Source organism: Alkalihalobacillus pseudalcaliphilus (genome assembly GCF_028610675.1).
Classification (GTDB): Bacteria; Bacillota; Bacilli; order Bacillales; family Bacillaceae_D; genus Alkalihalobacillus; species Alkalihalobacillus pseudalcaliphilus.
Map to the genome: position 1 here is coordinate 378,312 of NZ_JAQQWS010000001.1, position 16,887 is coordinate 395,198.

Here is a 16,887-nt window from a genome sequence, read left to right on the forward strand (position 1 = left end):
AAAACTACTTGATTACTCTTCGTCAGGTTGTTCATCATCATCTTGTTCATCTGGGGGAGATTGGCCTTGATTCTCGTCTTCATCAGGGTTATCTTCTTCTCCGTCATCAGGGTTAGAATCATTATTGCCATCGCCATTTTCGTCATCATTACCACCATTAGTATTGTCACCATTTTGATCATCATCACCATTACCTGGCTGTTCTTCATCTGGTGGGGTTTCTTCCTCATCTGGCTCTTCCTCTTCTTCCGTAGCTTCAGGGACAGCCACTGAAGTAGTAGCAGGGTCACTTGTCTCACCATCATATTCAGCTACAACAGAGAACGAATAGGTTGAACCACGTTCAGGTGCATTAAGGATGAATTGCATGTCACTAGAGTCTTGAACGGTTTCACTACTACCACCATCAACGGACACGCTTACTTCAAAGCTGACATCATCACGTAAATTTTCTGGATAATTCCACGTCACAATAATTTGATCTTGGTCTTCTTGATAAGAAGCAGATAAACCAGTTGGTGCGTCTATATCGACGTAACGGTCAGATACCTGATTTGTTTCTGTTCCTTTCACGAATAACTCCTCACGAATTTCACTACTCGGTGTAAATGGACTTGGTCGTAAACCAGTTGAACGCTCTACAGGAACTCGAACAACAGAATCTGGCATCGTAAAATCTGGTGTTTCAATATTGGCCGATAGATACGTCATCATTTCTCTAAAGATATGCTGTGGGATTCGTCTTTCTTCGGTATTACCTATATAATTGTTTTCACCACGTTCAGCAAAACCAATCCATGCAGTAATTGTGTACCTTGTTGAATATCCAGCAAACCAAGAATCAGGGACTGCATCTCTTGGGTAATCATCTCTTATATTTTCTGGGAAGTTTGTCGTACCAGTTTTACCTGCAACTGGTACACCTGAAACATTGGCCGTACTACCGGTACCATAACTAGATGAAACAGCGGATTTTAACATATCTGTAATCATATATGCTGTATAATCTTCCATGCCTTTATGTGATTCAGGCTCAAGATGTAATTCACGGCCATCTGGAAAAACAATTTTACGAATCGCATATGGTTTTGTATACGTACCACCATTACCAAACGCAGCATAAGCACCAGCTAGTTCTAATGTGGTCACACCATTTGTGAACCCACCTAAACCAAATGATTCATGCATGGGGTCATCGCCATTTTCGGTATCGACACCAATATTATTAGCAAATTCAGCTGCTTTTTCCACGCCAACCTCTTGTAAGGCTTGAATCGCTGTTGTATTACGTGAGCGGGCAAGTGCCTCGCGCATCGACATTTCTCCTAAATGCCTTCGGTCAAAATTATTGACAGGTATATCTTCAAATTCATAGGTAGTCGGTTTATCATTCATAATCCGTGCCGTTGACCATTGTAAATGTTCAATTGCAGGTCCATAATCTAAGATCGGTTTAATCGTTGAACCTGGCTGTCTTTGAACATCTGTTGCATAGTTGAGGCCACGTTGGTGACCAGTCGCTTCACGACCACTTCCTAATGCTTTGATTGCTCCCGTTTGAGTATCTAAAACCGTTACACCGGCTTGAAAATCTTCATTATCAGGAAAGTTAGTAATATATTCATCGGACGCAAGCACTTCTTCTAAGTGCTCCTGAGCATCAACATCTAAGGTAGTATAAATTTTTAATCCTGAATTATAGACGTCATTAATGGTTATACCATCAATTTGTTCAATTTCTTTCATCACGTAGTTATAAAAAGACTCGTGTGGGTAACTCTCTTGTACAGTTGGATTTAATTGATCTTCAATCGGTACTTCTTTGGCCGCTGTTGCCTCTTCACTTGAAAGTTTACCGTGCTGTTCCATTAAAGAAAGCACGACATTTCGACGACTTTCCGCGTTCTCTGGATTGTGTAGCGGGTCATAATAACTCGGCCTTCTTGGAATTGCTGCCAGTAATGCAGCATCCTCGACATTTAAATCAGCGATTGATTTACCAAAATAGCGTTGGGAAGCCATTTCAACTCCATAGACGCCACTACCTAAATAGATTTGGTTTAAATACATCGTTAATATTTGGTCTTTTGAATATTGCTGTTCTAATTGAATCGCTAAATACGCTTCTTGAATTTTTCTTGAGATTCGCTTCTCTTCTGATAAGAATAAGTTCTTTACAAGTTGCTGGGTAATCGTACTAGCACCTTCGGCTCCAAAGCCTTCTGTAATGTTTGCCCAAACAGCTCCAAAGAAGCGGCGCATATCCATACCCCAATGTTCTCTAAAACGGACATCTTCAACGGATAAGAAGGCATCCTCTAAAACTTGAGGAACATCAGAATAATTGACATTTATTCGAGCCTCGCTAGAATTTAACATGGAAACTTGAGCATCATTTTGGTCAAAGATTTCACTACCTTGTGTTAAGACGAGGCGATCAGGGTCTAAATCTGGTGATTGTTGAACAATCGTAAATACTGTAATACCACCCACAACAACTGCTAGCATAAATAGGGCGACTAAGGTTAAAAATATCTTTTTCCATAAACCTTTTTTACTCTTTGATTTCTTCTCATTATTATTTTGTTGTTTTCTTTTCTCCACTCTAGATTTTGAATTAGGTGGATTTGTATGATTTTGATCTGACATTCCATTCTTCCTTTCAAGTAAAAATCATCATTCAGTTAGGTGTTTCAGTCGGTGTAGAGAAATATAAGTGCTCAACCATTTTTAAATAGTCAATGCGTGGTTGGTAGCCTAGTTGAATTAAATGACCATACTTTTCGATCTCCGTTTTTGGTATTGATTTTCGACCTGACTCTTGTGCTTCATAACAACTTATTAAGTAGTGGGCATCTAAGTAAAACACCTCATCTGTTAATGCAAAACGAATAAGTATAAAGGCAATTCCATTTTGTTGAAGGATCGCTTTCATATGCTCAATTTGATGTTCATGAAAATTCTGAAGGGGGAAGGAGGTTTTATTTCTCGTTTCCTTCGCTTCAAAGTCAATATAACGACCTTTATAAACCCCATTATAATCTGTCGTTGAAGCTTGTTTAAAATAAGCTTCTTTAATCACTGCTGCACTTCTTTTTGGATAATCGACCTGGACAATTTGTACGGGGGTCGGTTTTTTATGAATAACAGCTATTTGAGAAATTCGATAATATTCATTTGTCTCATTAATATCATCTTCTAATGACATACCGCGATTACTAAAGCTTAATTTTCGTTGAGTAGCCGTTTTTTTTTGTAATGGTTTTTGCTCATATCGTTTGCCGTTTGGGTAGCGGATTGTCATTACTGCGTAACCACCCTTCATAAAATGTAAGATTTAAGGGAATCTATACATACCATATATTTTCCCCATCAAACTATATTACCATAAATACCAAATAAATTAACGGAAGAAACATCTTAAGATTATAAAGTTTTGTGAAAGAAGGTGTAAAGCCCTATGGCATTAAATGATAGCCAAATAAATAAAATGGTCACATGGTTACGACAGCAAACAAAAAAACATAATCATGATAATATAAGTCGAACGGAAGCCTATTTGAAATTTTATCAACAGAACCCAGAGATTAAATGGGCTTTATTAGCTTCTGCCGTTTCAAGGAATGCTGGCTACCATATAACGCTGCTGCAAAGTACAATGTTTCAATCACTGCTTTCAACACAGATACGCGTTAATTTCACTTTATTTTTTGAAAGAGCTAATTGGTTAATATTTGAAGATGCATATCCTCAGTTATTACTATATCAATTATCGAAAAAATATGATGCTCCTTTGTTTTCATTATTGACCAATTTTCAGGTTTCAAGCTATATCAGGCAAGAATGGTTTCACTTTTGGGAAAAAAAAGATGAAGGGCGCTTGATGGTTGCTCAGATTATCAATGAACAAACCCATCTTGAACATCAGCTCATTCAAACTAATTTTGCACAAGCGTACATATTAAATTCGGCCCCTTTTATATTAGAAGATCACGCTCATCTAAGTTATGTCTTATTGCCGACATTAAAAAAACGGATATATGGAGTGACAGTGAGTGACTTCAAAAAGGTTGAACAACGAATAAAAATAGGCCAGGAATTAGCTCATATTTTATTTCATCCACTTTGTTACGGAGATATTTACGCCTTTTTAAGGAAAACAACTCATACCGGTTCGAGAAATGATTATGAACGCTTGTGTGAAAAATGGAAAAGCGAACAGCAGACCCCTTTGTTAAGGCTTGCTTTACCGAGCTTTACACATGAGCAACAATCTTATGTAAGTTGGGATTTAACTAGAAAACAAATCAAAAAGTACACGAAGCCTCATCATGATCAAGTACCAAAAGAACGAACAACATGGTTAAAGTGGAAACAAAAAGAATGGGCTCCTATTCAAATAGCACTCAAAGCCAAAAATAGACGATGATTACACACTTCAAAGAAGAGCACATCGCCTTTAGGATAACTTATATACAAAACACCCATGGCGAAGTCCGATTCACTTCTCCACCAACAAAAATGAAAGTGATGATTAGCTATTAGCCCTTAATTACTCAGCTCTTCAGGCAATTTGATGTTTTGTCTTCCGAATTACTGGAACGATATTCTCAATTTGGTTTTGCTTCTTTCTTTATTAGTTCTTCATTACTTTTCATATTATTTTATGTATGAGAAATGCTCTAATCAATGAGTAAGCTTAACCTTTAGCGGAGGGAATGGGAGCAGACTCCTGCAGGAGAAGAGGACAGGCTGAGATTCACTTGCGTTAGCAAGTTAGATCAGCGCCCACCTGCGGAAAGCGTGCTCCCATTCCTGGAGCGATTTTTGAAGAAGAGCACATTGCCTTTAGGGTAACTTTCATACAAAACCCGCATGGCGGAGCCCCATTCACTCCGCCACCAACAAAGATGAAAGTAGTGGCGACTGTTCAAACTATTGGCACGTTTACAACTCGATCACCATCAGGAGTCGGCCTGAACAAACAGGGAGCACTGTCCTACTAAGGTCATTGATCGCAAGATGGATGACGAGCTAACTTCACTGCACAAACTATCGCCAATAAGTAACTTTCATACAAAAAACTAAACACATGATTCAAATCGTCAGCTTTTGCAACTCCATTGAAGGAATCTGTTAGATTTCAACTTTCTTTGCCGAAACAATTCTAGTTTTGTCACGTATGAAGGTTTTTTTTTATGGCGGTTGAAATGAAGTAGAACAATAAAATAAACGGAGGGATGTATGATGAACGAATTATTAAAAACGAGAGAAGTATCTGAAAGACTTTCTGTCAACCCAACAACTGTGCAAAGGTGGGTTAAATATTTTGCGATTGGCTGTGAAACGAATGAGCATGGTCATTACTTTTTCACAGAAGAACAGTTTATGGTGCTAAAGTCGATTAAGGACCAACTAAATCAAGGGAAAATACTGCGTGAAGTGAAGATACAATCCAATGGCAAGATGATTCAAATGAAACCACAGAAACAGATGGTTAGTAAAAGTGAGTATGAACAAAAGCTGGAGGATGTCCTAGAAAGAGTGATGGATTTAGAACATAGACTGTCTCAAAAGGCGGATGAGGTTGTTAGCTATCAATTGTTAAAACATCGAGCCGAGATCGAAGATATGGTTAGTATGTTAAAACGTCTTGAATCTCGATTGGATAGTATGGAAGATAAGGTTCGTGCTAGCTCTGAGCAACATCTAGCAGTAGCGGCAGGTGCGGAACCGAAAAAGCGGTGGAAGTCATTTGTGCAAATGTTTATACCAGGATAAACACTTCTAACCTTTTCAGCAGTTGCCAAGTTTGATAAGATCAGACTTGGAGGTGTCGTATGCAAGAAAAAAAGCTCGAACAACTTATGACCATTAATGAGCAATTAATGAAAAAGAATCAATATGCCCATCAGTTTTTTGTGGAGACTGTTAAGAAAGATGAAAGCTATGAGCCTAATTTTTACGAAACAGTGAAACCATTTACAGATGAAATTACTTCTTTGACTTCAATATGGAAGGGATTGGCCCTTACTTTCATACATGAATATAAACCGAATCAAATTTTCCCCAATCAAATTGACCAAACAGTGGACAACTTTGAGAATGTAGCGATCAAAACGTTTTATCCTAAAACGAGCCTAAAAATTCAGCTAGAAACGTATAAATCCGTTGCTTACGTACTTAATCAATTATCAGATGCCCTAAAAACAAAAGGGAACTAAAAAACGTGTGGCAAATGTTGCCACACGTTTTGCATTTTAACTTGTTATCCGTTATCAGTAATAAGTAAGTAGGCCATCGTAACGAGTGTTGCTACTGATAAGATTAACAGTAGAATTGTCGTCATTCCCCAATCTCCTGAAGCAGCAGCATCGCCTGCTCCAGAATCTCCACCCGCGGCTAGTACTGTATGAAATGGAATAAATAACATGCCAAAAATAGCTGTTATAGCTGCTAATACTTTTTTAGTCATGATCAACCCTCCTTTAAAATCCTCCTATATGTATCGATCCTATTATAGTGTCGAATACATAAATAATCAACAAATATCAGACATATTCACGAAACAGAAAAGACTCTGAGCCCTTCGTATAATAGTTATGATGTCATTCTGGGTGTAAATAGGAAGAACAGTCTTCAATTAACCCTTTTAAACGTTAAAGCGAAACAATGAATTAGTGGTAATACCTTATCAAATCCAGATCATTATGGTAAGATGATACTATTCTTAAATTCTGAATATACAAAATAAAGGGATATTGAAAGGATAGCTGATATGGAATTTGTACAATTAGAAGATGTCATTATCGCCAATCAACGCTTAAAAGATATTGTAACCCATACACCGCTACAATATGATCAAGTTTTATCAGAACGTTATCAATGTCGTGTTTATTTGAAGCGAGAAGACTTGCAAGTCGTACGTTCTTTTAAAATACGTGGGGCCTATTATCAAATTAGTTGTTTAAATGAAGAGGAGAGGGAGCGTGGTGTCATTTGTGCTAGTGCTGGAAACCATGCCCAAGGGGTCGCTTACTCATGTTATAAGCTCAAAATTAAAGGGAAAATATTTATGCCTTCCACGACACCTAGACAAAAAGTCGATCAAGTTCAATTTTTCGGAAAGGACTTTGTAGAGGTTATTTTAACTGGTGATACATTTGATGATTCTTTTAATGAGGCGATTAAGGTTAAAGAAGCAGAAGGCTTAAGCTTTATTCATCCCTTTGATCAAGAAAAAGTGATTGCTGGGCAAGGGACTGTTGGTCTTGAAATCATGAATGATATCGAAGAAAATATTGATTTTGTTTTTGCTTCAATCGGTGGTGGAGGCTTAATTAGTGGTTTGGCCACTTATATTAAAAGTATTAGTCCACTGACACAGTTAATTGGTTGTGAACCACAAGGAGCTCCCTCTATGAAGGAATCCATCAACCAAGGTAAAGTGATTGAATTAGAATCGATTGATAAATTTGTTGATGGTGCTGCTGTTAAAAGAGTGGGTGAAGTCACTTATCAAATTTGTAAGCAATACATAGATGATATCATCCTAGTACCTGAAGGGAAAATTTCTACGACGATATTAGAACTTTACAACAAAAATGCAATCGTAGCGGAACCTGCTGGAGCGATGCCCATCGCTGCTTTGGACTTATATAAGGAGCAAATAAAAGGCAAAACGGTTGTATGTGTTGTGAGTGGTGGGAATAATGACATTGGTAGGATGCAGGAAATGTCCGAACGTTCCTTAATTTATGAGGGATTACAGCATTACTTTATTATTCAATTCCCACAGCGTGCTGGTGCACTAAGAGAGTTTATTCAAGAAGTGCTTGGACCAAATGATGATATTACCCGTTTTGAATATACAAAGAAAAACAATAAATCAAACGGACCTGTATTAATTGGGATCGAACTTAAAGCACAAAGCGATTATGAAGCTTTTATTGATAGGTTAGAAAAGAAAGGCTTCGGATATCATGAGATTAATAAAAATGAAAGCTTGTTTAATTTGCTAATCTAAAAGAGAGTGGAGAGCGTACCGACTAACAAAAATCGGACGTTCTTTTATTTATAAACACAACATCAAATATCAACACTTATAGCTGAATCAAAACCACCATTAAAAAAACGAAAATAGTGCTAGGTAACAGGAATAATGGCATTATCTGCCTGCGGAAAGCGTGCTCCCCATTCCTGTAGCGATCGATTTCCGAAGGGACAAACTATGACCTTTCATAAACTTCATGTTATAATTGGGAATGAATAGCAGTTAGAAATGAGGAATAAGCTTGGAATTTTATTTTTTAGGAACAGGTGCTGGTATACCAGCTACAAAACGAAATGTTAGTGGATTAGCTTTACGGTTCTTAAAACGAAATGGACCACAATGGTTATTTGATTGTGGAGAAGCTACACAACATCAAATTTTACAAACACCGATCTCTTTAACAAAGATAGAAAAAATTTTTATCAGTCACTTACACGGTGATCATATTTTTGGACTTCCTGGCTTAATTGGTTCTCGATCCTTTCAAGGTGCAACGACAGAACTTATTGTTTATGGACCAAAAGGGATAGAGGAGTTTGTTACGCAGTCGTTAAAAATATCACAAACTTATTTGAAATACCCAATTAACTTTATAGAGGTTACAGAAGAAAAGACGTTATTCCATGAAAATGGGATCAAAGTAGAAGCTTTCCCACTCGATCACGTGATGCCAAGCTTTGCTTATAAACTTACAGAAGACGATAAACAAGGGGAATTACTCGTAAATAAATTACAAGAGTTTGACATCCAACCAGGCCCCATTTATCAAAAAATAAAAAATCAGGAAGCCATCACCTTAGCTGATGGTACAAATCTTGATGTTCGTCAATTCGTAGGACCATCGAAAAAAGGAAGAACGGTCATTGTTGCTGGTGATACGCGGCCAAAAACGGAGCTGATTGATTTTTCTAAGCATGCTGATTTACTTATACATGAGGCGACGTTTCGAAGTGAACTAGAAGAGCAAGCGAATAAGTTTGGCCATTCAACGATTAAAAATGCAGCATCTATTGCTGATAGGGCTAACGTCAAACAATTAATTTTAACTCATATTAGTTCGAGATATGTCGATGAGGATGAAGCCCTACTTCAAGAAGCGAAGCAGTTTTTTAAAGAGACATTAATTGCACACGACCAGATGTATTTTAAACTTAAATAACGAATAAAAACAGTCGCACACGTACATAGTATGAGAAAGTACAATGGAAATGAGGCAAGTGTATGACCGTTCGAAAACAGTTAGATAATTTTATGAATAAGGCTGAAGAAACGATGCAGTATGCAGAGGTGGCCTTAGCGAATATGCAAAAAGTACAACCGATGTATTTAGAGGACTTCCAACGAGCTCAATTGGCGCTTCAAGAAATAAGTGAAGAATTAACAGACTTAAAACGTTCGGCAACAAAGGAACAACAATATCACTTAAGTCGAACAGAAGAGCAACTTCGTCAGCTACAAAACCGCTATATTCTTAAAGATTTAAGTCATTATCGTTAGAAAGTAGTGATGTAAAGCATTAGTGAATCGTTGTCACTAATGCTTTTTTAGCGTTTCAAATCGTGCTAATTTGGCTGAAATCTGTTACAATGTGGACAGTGGATATATAAAAGAGGGGAAAGTATGCAAGAAACTAATGTGGAAAATTTACAAAGCAAATTAAATAGTCGGAATTCGGTTGAGTTTTTGTACGTATATACACCACTTTGCGGAACGTGTAAGTTAGCTAAAAAAATGGTTGAAGTCATTGAAGCTACAGATGAAAGCCTTATAATTCATCAACTAAATATTAATCATGCCCCCGATTTCGCAAAGAAATGGAAGATAGAAAGTGTGCCAGCTCTGTTTGTTTTTCAAAATGGCTTAGGTGTAGAACGTATATATGCCTTTCAATCAGTTCCATTTTTATTTGAAACGTTACAGCCTTATTTAGTGAAAAACCGATTAAACCAAAATAAAGATAAAGGGGATAATTAAATGTCATCAGCTTATGAAGAATATATGAAACAAGTTGTATTACCAATGAGAAAAGAATTAACAGAGTCTGGGTTTCAAGAGTTAACAACCGCAGAGGATGTATATACGTATATGAATGAAGCGGAAGGAACAACCTTAGTTGTAGTAAATTCAGTTTGTGGATGTGCGGCAGGGTTAGCAAGACCTGCTGCGATTACATCGTTACAGCATGATAAGACGCCTAACCATTTAGTAACGGTATTTGCCGGACAAGATAAAGAGGCAACAGCAACAATGCGTGGCTTTTTTGGAGATATCCCACCGTCTTCACCATCAATGGCTTTGTTAAAAGGCAATGAAGTCGTTCATTTTATACCACGTGAACATATAGAAGGTCAAGAACCTATTACGATTATTCAAAACTTAGCTCAAGCCTATAATGATTATTGTTAAGCATACATTCTGTATAGAAAAAGAGTATCATGATCGATACTCTTTTTTTCATTATGGTTTGATAGCGTAGAAAATAACTTGTCCCATTGTCTCAATATTGGGGTAACTTCCTTGTTTGTATAACTCAACAACATGTTCACGATTGTAAGGTACACGATTTAAATGAAGTCGATGTCTACCGTCTTCAATTTCGACGATTAAATATGAGGCAAGTGGATGACCGTCAAAAGGCATACCGACACTACCTGTGTTTGCTACATTTTTACCTAATAATGAACGTACAAACGGTAAGTGTGTATGTCCATAAACGAATAAATCTGCATCATCACGTTTCATAATGATATCTTCGATTTTATCGGTTTCATCTGGTAAAACAGGTGTTAATAAATCATTAGGTGTGGCATGAAATGCATGAATAATAATATCCAAACCATCTTCAATAACGAGCTCTGTCGGTAGTTCAGCTAAATAAGACAAATCCTCCTCATTTAATCGTTGTAAAGTCCAATCTCGCTCTTCATTCATTTTCTCTAAAACTTGTTCAGGTACATCATTTGGGGCAAATCCGTTTACAAGCCACTCATCTGCGTTACCTTTGATCACTTTAGCATCAAGGGAACGGACTAAATCAAGTGAACGTTTTGGTTCAGGACCACGGAAACATATATCTCCTAGAACAAAAATTTGATCAACCTCTTGCTGTCGTATATCATGAATAACCGCTTCAAGTGCTGTGGCGTTACCATGAATATCTGATAAAAACGCAAAACGCATGTCTTATAACCTCCCTTTACCATTAGTATAACAGACAAGTGACTTTTTTTTGAAAGAATTTTATGAAATAATTAGTAATTTCTCGTATCGATGATTTATGTTCCTAAAAAGGTTAGATGATTTGGCAGCAGGTCTATGAATATGGTAAGATCGTTGCATAAATGAATAAGGAGGCTGGATTCATTGTTTATTCAATCAATCGAACCAACACCGAGCCCTAATACGATGAAATTAACTTTAAGTGAAAGCCTCGGTGGTCATCAAGGAAATAGTTATACGACTAAAAATAAAGAGAAAGCACCTACAAACATACAACAATTATTTGAAATTGAAGGTGTCAAAGCGGTGTATCACGTTGCTGATTTTATCGCCATTGACCGTCATCCAAAAGTAGATTGGAAATTAATTCTGCCGAAAGTTCGTGAAGTTTTTGGAGAAGAAGCGGATGCCGAGTCTGACCAGACAAGCCAAGTAAATGAACATTTTGGAGAAGTGACGGTTCAGCTCCAAATGTTTAAAGGTATTCCAATGCAAATCAAATTAACAGATGGTGAGCAAGAAAAAAGAGAAGGTCTGCCCGAGCGATTCGTAGAAGCATTAGCCCAAGCACAAACAGATGCTGACAATGTCGTATTGGAAAGAAAATGGGTGGATCAAGGTGCCCGTTATGGTGAGTTAGATCAAATTGCAAAAGAGGTTCGCGAGGAAGTAGCCGCTGCCTATTCAAAAGAACGTTTAAAAGAATTAGTGGATGCAGCGAATAGAGGAGAAGGTGAAGCCGGTGCGGAGCGAGTGACGACGAACCGTTATATGAAGGTGACACTTGATATGTTAGACAAAGAAGATTGGCGCGAACGTTATGAAGTCATGGATCGTATGGACCCATCTGAAGAGGACCTATCCGTTTTAGAAAAAGCTTTAGATGATGAAAAAGCCTCAATTCGTCGCTTAGCAACGATGTATTTAGGCATGATTGAAAAACCAGTCGTTTTACCACTACTGTATAAAGCATTAAAGGATTCATCTGTAACGGTAAGAAGAACTGCGGGTGATTGCTTATCAGACATTGGCGATCCGACTGCGATGCCGGCGGTTATTGAATCTTTAAAAGATAAAAACAAACTCGTACGCTGGCGTGCTGCGATGTTTTTAAATGAAGTAGGGGATGAAACGGCAATTGAGGCTTTAAAAGAAGCGGAGAACGACCTAGAATTTGAAGTCGCTTTACAAGCGAAGATGGCATTAGAAAGAATTGAAGGTGGAGAGGAAGCGAAAGGTTCGGTCTGGAAGCAAATGACAGACTCGATCTCCAACAATCGCTCTTAGGTGGATGTTAAAATGGACAGAGATCAAATTGTCAATCAATTAAAGGCAACAAAAATGGATGATTTATTAGAGCTTGTAGAGGATGCGGAGTCAGGTTATTTAGAAGAACTCGAATTAGTTCCTTCGATTGGTTTATGTTATGACCAAGAGTTAAACAACGCTCTCATCCAATTATTAATAGATAACGGTGTAACCATTATAGAAGTAAAAGACGAGGAATAATCTTCGGAATAACATTCAAAACGATAAGAGTTAAGTCAACAATGACGCATGAGTTGTTGAACTTAGCTCTTTTTTGTATGAAAGTTGACTAAAGGCGATATGCTCATCTTCGATGATCGCTCCGGGAATGGGGGGCACGCTTTCCGCAGGCCTTGCTTGAGCCTCCGCGCTTCGCTTGCGGGGTCTCAAGGCTCAGGCTATTCCTGCAGGAGTCGGCCACCTCATTCCCTCCGCTTGGGTTGTTGCAGGCTTCTTGGTTAGAGAACTTCTCATACAAAATAAATGAATGAAAAGCCAACAAATAAAAAAGCAAAACTTCCATAAAAAACGTCCATGGTGGAGCCAGAACCAGCTCCGCCACCAACAAAGATGAAAGTGTGGTTTCGCTATTTGACTGTTCGCACTTCTATAAAAAAGAGAGCCACTCTTCAGTCACTCTCTCTGTCATCTGACTAATTGTTAAATCGAATATTCATTCGTATAGGTAAATATCGACCTTTTACCTTCTGAGGTTGTAAATTCAAAACGATCATAAATATAATCGTCCTGACCTTCTTTAAGTGTACGCTCGTAATGATGTAGAACCATGATGAGATCGTGTTCTTTCTTGTAAGTGAAGAAATTAACACCGCTAAAATTAGCATGGTCATCATGTTTTAGGAGCTGTGTTAGTAAGGTATTATGACATTCAATCAAGTTCTCGTGAGTCAACTTGTAATGTTGTAAACTTTTTTCAAAGGCAGTTAAAGCCTGGGGTTCAAGCTCTTGTTTAAATATCATATAAGGGTCAAACTGTTCTTTATGAATGAAGAAGTGCGCACCTTCATTTGGGGCGAATGATTTACTGTTCTCTGATTCAAATAAGCCATCACCTACGTAAAAGCCATTATATTTTTTCTGATCAATCACCCAAATTAACTCAAAGGGACAATCATCTAATAATAATTCCCCACCATTTTGGTCGATTAGAAAATAACGATTATTACGTTTTGTAAATGTATATTTAATATGTTCCTTTAAAAATTCTTCTGAATACGTCTTCTTCAAATGGTAATTATGGACCAATCGTTCGATTTCGGACTCTAAAAAATTTTTCTCAAATGTATCTTTATCTTGTTCAGAATCAAGTTCTGACAGGCGAGTTTCATAGGCTTTGATACGTGATTCTTCAAAGGTTTTTACTTCCTGCTCGGTCCATTTTTGAATGGAAGTACCAGAACATTGGACTTGTGTTCTCTCAAGGTATAATGGATAATATGGTTTATTTTTGGCACTAAAATGTAAGTTAGGCAATCGTAAAATAGAAACGATTGTCAGGTGTGCACGAAAAGGCTTTTTAGCTTCTAAAATTAAATCATCTAATCTGGCTAAATATGTACCCTTTTGTTGGTCATTGTATTGTACAATTTGGCCAAGTAATTGTTTTGCTTCTTTACGGTCCATGTTTACCGCTCCTTTTTATCTTTCTTTCGGTCTAAATTCGATCTTGTTACTAGTATTATATACGTACTAAAAAAATGAACGCAAGTGACGTTCATTTTTTCTTGATTCATATATGATATGAATGCAGGGGAGAATGTGTTTCAAATAATTACAATTGTTTTCGATTATAACGAATTTCCTGTAGTTTTAGCAAATAATTCATTTTTTCAACTCGTGCTTTCTCTAATTGATTTTGATAGTCAAGCAAAGTTAATTCCATCTTAGATAAGGTGACAAAGATGTTTTCTTTTTGGTCTAATTGATTTTTGAGAGATAAAGATAGATACGTATTAAGTAATTTGGGTATATCTTCTTTAAACATTCTTTTTACGATATGTTTCTCTTCGTAATCCAATAAGTCGAAGTCTGTGCTAATTTTAGATGCTTGCTCAACTAGTCGTTCTAATCTATTTTGGATTAATGGGTCAATTGAAAATTGATTAACTGAATCAAAATAACGTTTTGATTCTTCTAGTAAATAAGGAAGTTGGTCGGTTGTTGAACTTCTTAATTGCTCCCTTTGTTTCGATAACCACTCTAACGAGGTTTCTGTTTGAGGGGCACCAGTAGAAAATGCTTCATCTAAACGATGCACTCTAAAAAAAACGCCTTGAAAACTAGGTGATTGTTTGATAGAACGGACATGCCATTTTCCGTCTTTGTAATAATGGATTGTTGCTTCTTTACATACACCAATTCCATTATTAGCTTTTACATAATGACGATAACATACGATATTTATTCGTTTTTGAACGGGGGATACAGAGTATTTTGTATCGGCAATTTGCAAACGAATCCATTTATGATTAACTTTTAATCGAATAATCATATCTTTTTGTTTTCTGCGGATGCTTCTTTTTTGGTTGTAGCCTGGTGCTTTTTTGGTTAAGTGGTCAATGAGTTTTTCGGCTGATTTAATTAATTTATTTGTTGCTTCGTCGCGGAGGAGGTGTTCGTCCACGGCTCGGCGGTGTGCAGGTGTTAGAAACTTGAACCATGGTGAATCTGTCAGTTCTTTCATCATGCGTCTCCTCCTTTTTGTATGATAGTTGCTTATGGGCTACGGTTAAACGTGAGAATCCTCATAATCGCTGGGATATAAGCCACAATCAGGTGGCTATTTTAGGTATGTTAGCGGCCGATTAGTTTTGTTTTCATTTCTTTGTTTAATGTATCCATTTCTTCAATGAACTTTTTACCACTGGTGACAATTCTTTCATTAGATTGTTCTGTCAGTTCGATCGCAGCGAATACTTGGTCATATGCTTTTTTGAAAGCTTCAATAGCTATCGCAGGTTCTTCTAATGTTTTTAATGTTTGTTCGGTATTCTCTTTTAATAACTGTGCATTAGATAATAACATTGACTCGGTCGCTTCGTTCACATTACGAACGGCAGATATAACTTTTTGTTGATTATTTAGGGCTAATTGAATCGATGCTGTTACGGTAATAATATTTTTGGTCATCGTAATCGCATTAAAAATAGCTTCTTCTAATTTTTCGTTATTATCGATAATTAGATCAACGGAGGCTAATGATTGTTGAAGGACCATGACTGCTTGAGACATATTTTTCACACGCGTCACGATTTTCACTTGCCCTTTTTTTAGTTCATTATCATTGTTTTGCCATTGCTCAGAATTCATTTCTTCTTCAAGCATTTCATGGAGACGATTCCCATTTTCAATTTGTTTGTTTAAATTGTGAATACGTTCCTTAGCGACCCCTTTTAATTGTAAAAGCATGACATTATCTTCTTGCAGTTTATCTCTTCCACTTAAAAGGCCATCAATAACCTGTTCAACTTGTGATTCGACCGTTTGATATTTTCTCGTATATGCTTCAATTGGATTTCTTCTTAACAGTTTATTCATGAATTTTTTCATTTGACTATCGTGAAGATAATTTGGTTCTAATTGACTAACCATTTCTTTTAATTGAAATAATTGATTTGGTAATTCATTTGATCCTTCGCCCATCATTTCTTTTACAGGTCGTTTTAAAGCCTCTAAAGATTCGCCAGCTTCTTTCTGCTCTTCTTCACCTAGCGTTTGGAGTTTTTCTAATAAATCATCTAAACGTTTCTCGTCATTGAGTGTGTTTTTTAGCTCTTCTGGGTTTATGGGTGTGTTTACCTTTTTTTCTGACATAAAAAAGACCTCCGTTCGTTTATTTCTTATTACATACATTTACGTACATATTTATTAAAAGGTTTCACTTTCATTAAGAAAGGGAACTACCTCAAGTACATTATAGCTCGTGTTAGTCATTACTATTATGAATGAAGTGAGTCTTTTTGACAAACTAAGTACTTTCTCCATGATGGTATTTCCTAAATGGTCTACTATTAAACTATTTAATCGGAAGATGCTGTTTAAATAATCGGTCTAAAGGTGGATTTTTTGTCATTCTTTAGAGGTGTGATAAAAAACGAACATTAACTCCTGAAAATAGACTTTTAATTCGTTGATAGACATATGTATTTATCCATTATACTTTTGTGGTAAAATGTTTCTCTCTGGTAGTCATTGTATTTTTATGCATATAAAATAATTAATTATACATTAAATGTAAAATGTAGTAAGTTGGTATGTTTTGAAAAAAGCCTAAAAACCTCTATTAG

General features: G+C 36.8%; 17 protein-coding genes. 10 read left to right on the plus strand and 7 right to left on the minus strand.

Features of this window, described 5'->3' with window-relative positions; all coding sequences use genetic code 11:
- Positions 1–12: 12 nt before the first annotated feature.
- Together PQ479_RS01860 and recU are read right to left on the minus strand one after the other, a co-directional pair.
- Positions 13–2,649 (minus strand): penicillin-binding protein 1A, encoded by a 2,637-nt coding sequence (locus PQ479_RS01860; RefSeq protein ID WP_047989278.1) that lies wholly within the window; start codon positions 2,647–2,649, stop codon positions 13–15.
- A gap of 31 nt (positions 2,650–2,680) precedes the next feature.
- Positions 2,681–3,304 (minus strand): Holliday junction resolvase RecU, encoded by a 624-nt coding sequence (gene recU / locus PQ479_RS01865; protein WP_047989277.1) that lies wholly within the window; start codon positions 3,302–3,304, stop codon positions 2,681–2,683.
- A 156-nt stretch (positions 3,305–3,460) separates the two neighbouring features.
- On the opposite strand from recU, the gene PQ479_RS01870 reads away from it, so the two are divergent.
- The 3 genes from PQ479_RS01870 (at position 3,461) to PQ479_RS01880 (ending at position 6,224) form a co-directional block, all read left to right on the plus strand.
- Positions 3,461–4,429, plus strand: coding sequence for a DUF2515 family protein (locus PQ479_RS01870; protein ID WP_047989276.1), 969 nt, complete (start codon positions 3,461–3,463; stop codon positions 4,427–4,429).
- A gap of 818 nt (positions 4,430–5,247) precedes the next feature.
- Positions 5,248–5,781, plus strand: a complete 534-nt coding sequence (gene racA / locus PQ479_RS01875; protein WP_047989275.1) for a chromosome-anchoring protein RacA — start codon at positions 5,248–5,250, stop codon at positions 5,779–5,781.
- A gap of 59 nt (positions 5,782–5,840) precedes the next feature.
- The gene (locus PQ479_RS01880) at positions 5,841–6,224 is read left to right on the plus strand and encodes a YppE family protein (RefSeq protein WP_047989274.1); all 384 of its coding nucleotides are present in this window, start codon (positions 5,841–5,843) and stop codon (positions 6,222–6,224) included.
- A 44-nt stretch (positions 6,225–6,268) separates the two neighbouring features.
- On the opposite strand, the gene PQ479_RS01885 is transcribed toward PQ479_RS01880, so the two are convergent.
- Entirely contained in the window at positions 6,269–6,475 is a 207-nt protein-coding gene (locus tag PQ479_RS01885; protein ID WP_047989273.1) for a hypothetical protein, read from the minus strand.
- 303 nt (positions 6,476–6,778) lie between these two features.
- On the opposite strand from PQ479_RS01885, the gene ilvA reads away from it, so the two are divergent.
- The 5 genes from ilvA to PQ479_RS01910 all read left to right on the plus strand — a co-directional run bounded on the left by ilvA (position 6,779) and on the right by PQ479_RS01910 (position 10,459).
- Positions 6,779–8,026, plus strand: coding sequence for a threonine ammonia-lyase IlvA (gene ilvA, locus PQ479_RS01890; protein ID WP_047989272.1), 1,248 nt, complete (start codon positions 6,779–6,781; stop codon positions 8,024–8,026).
- A gap of 268 nt (positions 8,027–8,294) precedes the next feature.
- A complete protein-coding gene (gene rnz / locus PQ479_RS01895) occupies positions 8,295–9,212 on the plus strand; it encodes a ribonuclease Z (RefSeq protein ID WP_047989271.1) in 918 nt (305 codons plus the stop codon).
- Positions 9,213–9,274: 62 nt separating this feature from the next.
- Positions 9,275–9,550: a DUF2524 family protein gene (locus PQ479_RS01900; protein ID WP_047989270.1), complete on the plus strand. Its 276-nt coding sequence runs from the start codon at positions 9,275–9,277 to the stop codon at positions 9,548–9,550.
- 123 nt (positions 9,551–9,673) lie between these two features.
- Positions 9,674–10,027: a thioredoxin family protein gene (locus PQ479_RS01905; RefSeq protein WP_047989269.1), complete on the plus strand. Its 354-nt coding sequence runs from the start codon at positions 9,674–9,676 to the stop codon at positions 10,025–10,027.
- Positions 10,028–10,459 carry a BrxA/BrxB family bacilliredoxin gene (locus PQ479_RS01910; protein ID WP_047989268.1) on the plus strand — a complete coding sequence of 144 codons (432 nt, stop codon included), beginning with the start codon at positions 10,028–10,030 and terminating at the stop codon, positions 10,457–10,459.
- 51 nt (positions 10,460–10,510) lie between these two features.
- On the opposite strand, the gene PQ479_RS01915 is transcribed toward PQ479_RS01910, so the two are convergent.
- Positions 10,511–11,233 (minus strand): metallophosphoesterase family protein, encoded by a 723-nt coding sequence (locus PQ479_RS01915; RefSeq protein WP_047989267.1) that lies wholly within the window; start codon positions 11,231–11,233, stop codon positions 10,511–10,513.
- A 183-nt stretch (positions 11,234–11,416) separates the two neighbouring features.
- On the opposite strand from PQ479_RS01915, the gene PQ479_RS01920 reads away from it, so the two are divergent.
- Together PQ479_RS01920 and PQ479_RS01925 are read left to right on the plus strand one after the other, a co-directional pair.
- The gene (locus PQ479_RS01920) at positions 11,417–12,559 is read left to right on the plus strand and encodes a conserved virulence factor C family protein (RefSeq protein WP_047989266.1); all 1,143 of its coding nucleotides are present in this window, start codon (positions 11,417–11,419) and stop codon (positions 12,557–12,559) included.
- Positions 12,560–12,571: 12 nt separating this feature from the next.
- Entirely contained in the window at positions 12,572–12,781 is a 210-nt protein-coding gene (locus PQ479_RS01925; RefSeq protein ID WP_047989265.1) for a hypothetical protein, read from the plus strand.
- A 459-nt stretch (positions 12,782–13,240) separates the two neighbouring features.
- Here the strand turns inward: PQ479_RS01925 and PQ479_RS01930 are convergent, their stop codons facing one another.
- The 3 genes from PQ479_RS01930 to PQ479_RS01940 form a co-directional block, all read right to left on the minus strand.
- Entirely contained in the window at positions 13,241–14,224 is a 984-nt protein-coding gene (locus tag PQ479_RS01930) for a DUF2777 family protein (protein ID WP_053070429.1), read from the minus strand.
- Positions 14,225–14,372: 148 nt separating this feature from the next.
- Positions 14,373–15,284: a GumC domain-containing protein gene (locus PQ479_RS01935; RefSeq protein WP_047989611.1), complete on the minus strand. Its 912-nt coding sequence runs from the start codon at positions 15,282–15,284 to the stop codon at positions 14,373–14,375.
- Between the two features lie 110 nt (positions 15,285–15,394).
- A complete protein-coding gene (locus PQ479_RS01940) occupies positions 15,395–16,414 on the minus strand; it encodes a toxic anion resistance protein (protein WP_047989264.1) in 1,020 nt (339 codons plus the stop codon).
- Positions 16,415–16,887 lie beyond the last annotated feature (473 nt).

Coding starts and splice junctions, on each gene's coding strand:
- PQ479_RS01860 (WP_047989278.1), bottom strand. CDS start 2,649: ATGTCAGATCAAAATCATACAAATCCACCTAATTCAAAATCTAGAGTG.
- PQ479_RS01900 (WP_047989270.1), top strand. CDS start 9,275: ATGACCGTTCGAAAACAGTTAGATAATTTTATGAATAAGGCTGAAGAA.
- PQ479_RS01925 (WP_047989265.1), top strand. CDS start 12,572: ATGGACAGAGATCAAATTGTCAATCAATTAAAGGCAACAAAAATGGAT.
- racA (WP_047989275.1), top strand. CDS start 5,248: ATGAACGAATTATTAAAAACGAGAGAAGTATCTGAAAGACTTTCTGTC.
- PQ479_RS01940 (WP_047989264.1), bottom strand. CDS start 16,414: ATGTCAGAAAAAAAGGTAAACACACCCATAAACCCAGAAGAGCTAAAA.
- recU (WP_047989277.1), bottom strand. CDS start 3,304: ATGACAATCCGCTACCCAAACGGCAAACGATATGAGCAAAAACCATTA.
- PQ479_RS01880 (WP_047989274.1), top strand. CDS start 5,841: ATGCAAGAAAAAAAGCTCGAACAACTTATGACCATTAATGAGCAATTA.
- PQ479_RS01885 (WP_047989273.1), bottom strand. CDS start 6,475: ATGACTAAAAAAGTATTAGCAGCTATAACAGCTATTTTTGGCATGTTA.
- PQ479_RS01915 (WP_047989267.1), bottom strand. CDS start 11,233: ATGCGTTTTGCGTTTTTATCAGATATTCATGGTAACGCCACAGCACTT.
- PQ479_RS01870 (WP_047989276.1), top strand. CDS start 3,461: ATGGCATTAAATGATAGCCAAATAAATAAAATGGTCACATGGTTACGA.
- PQ479_RS01935 (WP_047989611.1), bottom strand. CDS start 15,284: ATGAAAGAACTGACAGATTCACCATGGTTCAAGTTTCTAACACCTGCA.
- PQ479_RS01910 (WP_047989268.1), top strand. CDS start 10,028: ATGTCATCAGCTTATGAAGAATATATGAAACAAGTTGTATTACCAATG.
- PQ479_RS01905 (WP_047989269.1), top strand. CDS start 9,674: ATGCAAGAAACTAATGTGGAAAATTTACAAAGCAAATTAAATAGTCGG.
- ilvA (WP_047989272.1), top strand. CDS start 6,779: ATGGAATTTGTACAATTAGAAGATGTCATTATCGCCAATCAACGCTTA.
- PQ479_RS01930 (WP_053070429.1), bottom strand. CDS start 14,224: ATGGACCGTAAAGAAGCAAAACAATTACTTGGCCAAATTGTACAATAC.